General features: G+C 69.9%; 4 protein-coding genes. 1 reads left to right on the top strand and 3 read right to left on the bottom strand.

All coding sequences use genetic code 11. The features are described from left to right. From kdpB to kdpF, 3 genes are all read right to left on the bottom strand, one after another. On the bottom strand, positions 1 to 1,625 hold a 1,625-nt coding region (gene kdpB / locus ABZ260_RS47525; RefSeq protein ID WP_355631601.1), incomplete at its 3' end, for a potassium-transporting ATPase subunit KdpB. 20 nt (positions 1,626 to 1,645) lie between these two features. After that, complete coding sequence (kdpA, locus tag ABZ260_RS47520) at positions 1,646 to 3,307, bottom strand: potassium-transporting ATPase subunit KdpA (RefSeq protein ID WP_355631598.1); 1,662 nt, start codon at positions 3,305 to 3,307, stop codon at positions 1,646 to 1,648. After that, positions 3,307 to 3,396: a K(+)-transporting ATPase subunit F gene (kdpF, locus tag ABZ260_RS47515; protein ID WP_355565104.1), complete on the bottom strand. Its 90-nt coding sequence runs from the start codon at positions 3,394 to 3,396 to the stop codon at positions 3,307 to 3,309. Before kdpF ends, kdpA begins: the two co-directional genes overlap by 1 nt. A 402-nt stretch (positions 3,397 to 3,798) precedes the next feature. Here kdpF and ABZ260_RS47510 point away from each other — a divergent pair. Next, a partial coding sequence (locus ABZ260_RS47510) for an NUDIX domain-containing protein (RefSeq protein WP_355631595.1) occupies positions 3,799 to 4,376 on the top strand: 578 nt, incomplete at its 3' end.

Raw genomic sequence — 4,376 nt, 5'->3', positions numbered from 1 at the left:
TCGTTGGTGCCGTCACCGGTCATCGCGACCAGCCGGCCGCCCTCCTGCTCCGACCTGATCAGCGCGAGCTTGTCCTCGGGAGTCGCCTCGGCCAGAAAGTCGTCCACTCCCGCCTCGTTGGCGATGGCCCCGGCCGTCAGCGGGTTGTCACCGGTGATCATGATGGTGCGGATGCCCATCCGGCGCATCTCGTCGAACCGCTCGCGCATGCCCTGCTTGACGACGTCCTTGAGATGAATGACCCCCAGCACCCGCGCCCTGCCGTCGGCGATCTCACCGACGACCAGCGGGGTGCCACCGGAGCCGGAGACGGCGTCGACGATGCCTCCGACCGCCTCGACGGGATGGCCGCCGTGGTCGCGAATCCACTTCATCACGGCGGTGGCGGCGCCCTTTCGGACCTGACGGCCTTCGAGGTCGACACCGCTCATCCGGGTCTGCGCGGTGAACCCGATCCACCGGGCGCGGGCGAGTTCTCCCGGCAGTCGCTCTCTCAGCCCGTGCTCCTGCTTGGCGTAGACCACGATGGAGCGGCCTTCGGGGGTCTCGTCGGCCAGGCTGGCCAGTTGTGCGGCCTCCGCCAGGTCGTCCGCGGAGACTCCGGAGGCGGTCAGGAACGCCGACGCCTGCCGGTTGCCCAGGGTGATGGTGCCGGTCTTGTCCAGCAGCAGGGTGTTGACGTCCCCGGCGGCCTCGACCGCGCGGCCGCTCATCGCGAGCACGTTGCGCTGGACCAGGCGGTCCATGCCCGCGATACCGATCGCCGACAGCAGCGCGCCGATCGTGGTCGGGATGAGGCAGACCAGCAGCGAGACCAGCACGACGCCGGTGACGCCGTCCGCGGTCAGGGCTAGCGAGTCCGGGACTCCGGGGTTCTGTGCCTTGGCGTAGATCGCCAGTGGCTGCATGGTCGCGGTGGTGACCAGGAAGATGATCGTCAGGGCGGCCAGCAGGATGTTTAGGGCGATCTCGTTGGGGGTCTTCTGCCGGCCGGCGCCCTCGACCAGGGCGATCATCCGGTCGATGAAGCTCTCGCCGGGCCGCTGGGTGATCTGGACGACGATCCGGTCGCTCAGCACCTTGGTGCCGCCGGTCACCGCCGACCTGTCACCGCCAGACTCGCGAATGACCGGGGCGGACTCGCCGGTGATGGCCGACTCGTCCACCGAGGCGATGCCGTCGACCACGTCGCCGTCACCTGGGATGATCTCCCCGGCCTCCACCACGACGAAGTCGCCCCGCAGCAGCTCGGGTGCCCCGACGACGTCCCACTCGGTGGAGTCGCGGCCGCGCAGCCGCCGCGCCGTGGTGTCGCGCTTGGCGGCGCGCAGCGTGGCCGCCTGTGCCTTGCCGCGCCCCTCGGCGACGGCCTCGGCCAGGTTGGCGAAGAGCACGGTCAGCCAGAGCCACACCACGGTGGCCCAGGCGAAGAACGACGGGTCCACCACCGCGAGCGCCGTGGTGAAGGCCGCGCCGATCTCGACGATCAGCATCACCGGGTTGTGCCAGAGGGTGGCCGGGTTGAGCTTCCTGAGCGCCTCGGGCAGCGATGTGATCAGTTGCCTGGGATGGAGGAGGCCGCCGCCCACCCTGCCGTTCCCAGGGGTGGGGGTATGGCCCGGCATCTGGAACGTCCGGATGAACATCACTGGAATCCCTCCGCGAGCGGGCCGAGTGCCAGGGCGGGCAGGAAGGTCAGCGCGACGAGGATCACCGTCACGCCGACGACCATGCCGACGAACTGCGGCCGGTAGGTGGGCAGGGTGCCCGCCGAGGCGGGCACCGGTGCCTGCGCGGCCAGGGAGCCGGCCAGGGCGAGTACGAAGATGATCGGCAGGAACCGGCCGAAGGCCATGCACAGGCCGAGAGCCACGTCGTACCACGGCGTGTTGGCGGTGAGGCCGGCGAACGCGGAGCCGTTGTTGTTGGCCGCGCTGGTGAAGGCGTACAGCACCTCGGAGAAGCCGTGCGGGCCAGTGTTGAGCATGCTCGCCCGCTGCTCGGCCGAGCCCATCGCCAGCGCCGTGCCGGTCAGCACCAGCACCGGTGTGACCAGGAAGTACATCGCGGCGAACTTGATCTCGCGGGCGCCGATCCGCTTGCCCAGGTATTCGGGGGTGCGGCCGACCATGAGCCCGGCCACGAATACCGTGATCACCGCGAGGACGAGCATGCCGTACAGGCCCGCGCCCGCGCCGCCGGGCGCGACCTCGCCCAGCATCATGTTGAACATCGTGAACATGCCACCGAACGCGGTGAACGAGTCGTGGGAGGAGTTCACCGCGCCGGTCGAGGTCAGGGTGGTGGCGGCGGCGAAGGTGGCGGAGTCGGGCACGCCGAAGCGCATGTCCTTGCCCTCCAGCGCGGCGCCCACCGCCTGCGGGACCGTACCGCCGTGGGCGGTCTCCAGCCCGGTGAGCAGCGCGACGCCGGTCAGCGCCAGGATCCCCATGATCGCGACGATCGCGTAGCCCTGCCGCCTGTCTCCGACCATGCGGCCGAAGGTGCGGGGCAGCGCGAACGGGATCAGCAAGATCGCGAAGATCTCCACCCAGTTGGTCCAGCTCGTGGCGTTCTCGAAGGGATGGGCCGAGTTCGTGTTGTAGAACCCGCCGCCGTTGTTGCCCAGCTCCTTGATGATCTCCTGGCTGGCCACCGGGCCGCCGGTGATCGCCTGGGTGCCGCCGGTCAGGGTGGTCACCTCGTGCGGGGAGGCGAGGTTCTGGACCAGTCCGCCCGCCAGCAGCACGACCGCGCCGACCAGGGCGATCGGCAGCAGGATGCGGAGGGTGCCGCGGACCAGGTCGACCCAGAAGTTGCCCAGTTCCCCGGCCTCCTTGCGGGCAAGACCGCGGACCAGGGCGATCGCCACCGCCATGCCCACCGCGGCGGACACGAAGTTCTGCACCGCCAGGCCGGACATCTGCACCAGGTGGCCCATGGTCGACTCACCGGAGTAGGCCTGCCAGTTGGTGTTGGTGACGAAGCTGACCGCGGTGTTCCACGCGACGTGGTCGGTCACCGAGGGGAAGCCCAGCGACAGGAACAGCTTGTCCTGCAGCCGCTGCAGTCCGTACAGGAACAGGACGGAGATCGCCGAGAACGCCAGCACGCTGCGGGCGTAGCCACCCCACCCCTGCTCGGCGTCCGGCCGGACGCCGATGATCCGGTAGATCACCCGCTCGGGGGCGAGGTGCCTCCCGCCGTTGTAGACGCGGTACATGTAGCCGCCCAGCGGCCGGTGGACCAGTGCTAGGGCGACGACGAGGGATCCGATGAACAGGACTCCGGCCATGGTCGACGACATTAGAAGCGCTCCGGAAACAGCAAGGCCACGACCATGAAGATCACCAGGCCGACGACCACGACCAGACCGGCCGCGTTGACGGCGCTCACAGCCGTTCCACCGCCTTGACGACCAGCCCGAGGATCGCGAAGACCGCGATCGTCAGGGCGACGAAGATGACGTCTGCCATCCCCACTCCTCGCATCCGGGGTTTGTTCTCACCGCCGCCCGACGGGCAGGGCACATGCAAGGAAAGCTCTGTTTTTCGCGCTTATTGCGCCACTTGACGGTTTCCATACGCCCCGGCACCCAGGCTTGACGCCTCCCCCACGCGGGGCCCGGCATACCTTGACGACCGCTTGACACCCGATCACCGGCTCCCGCCACCGTGCGGGACGAGCGGGTGCTCCGGCCTCGGCGACGCGCCGTGCTCTCACCCGTGCCCCGGCCGTCAACCGCCGGGCGTCGCGCGAACGACCCCGCGGGCAGGAGGCTCTTCTATGATCGGAAAGGTGGCTGCCCCGATCTCCCGCCCCAGTGCCCGGGTCCTGCTGGTCGACGACGACGACCGCCTCCTGCTGTTCCGGTTCCAGGCTCCCGCGCACTGGTCCGCCGAGCACTTCTGGGTCACCCCGGGCGGAGGGGTGCACGAGGGGGAGAGCCTGGCCGCCGCCGCGGTCCGCGAACTGCGCGAGGAGACCGGGCTGGACGTCGCGGAGGAGCGGCTGGGGCCCGTCGTGGCCCGCACCTCCGGCCTCGCCGAATTCGGCGACGTCCTGGTCGAGGCGACCGACTCGTTCTTCTTCCTGCGCGTCGACGGCCACACCGTCGACGTCTCGGGGCAGGAGGAGCTGGAGCGCTCGCAGATCTCGGCGCACCGCTGGTGGCCGCACCGGGAGTTCCTGACCACCCGGGAGCTGGTCTTCCCCGTCAACCTGCCGGCCCTGCTGCCCGGCCTGCTGGCCGGGGACCTTCCCGCCGAACCGGTCCTGCGGCCCGAGATGACCGACGACGAGCGCGCGGCCTACGCGCAGCTCCAGAAGCAGGACTGGATGAACGGCGTGGACCATCATGGGCTGTTGCGCGCGGC

Source organism: Streptosporangium sp. NPDC006013, from assembly GCF_040614275.1.
Classification (GTDB): domain Bacteria; phylum Actinomycetota; class Actinomycetes; order Streptosporangiales; family Streptosporangiaceae; genus Streptosporangium.
Note: the sequence above shows the minus strand (reverse complement) of the source record. Positions and strands in the feature narration are given on the sequence as shown.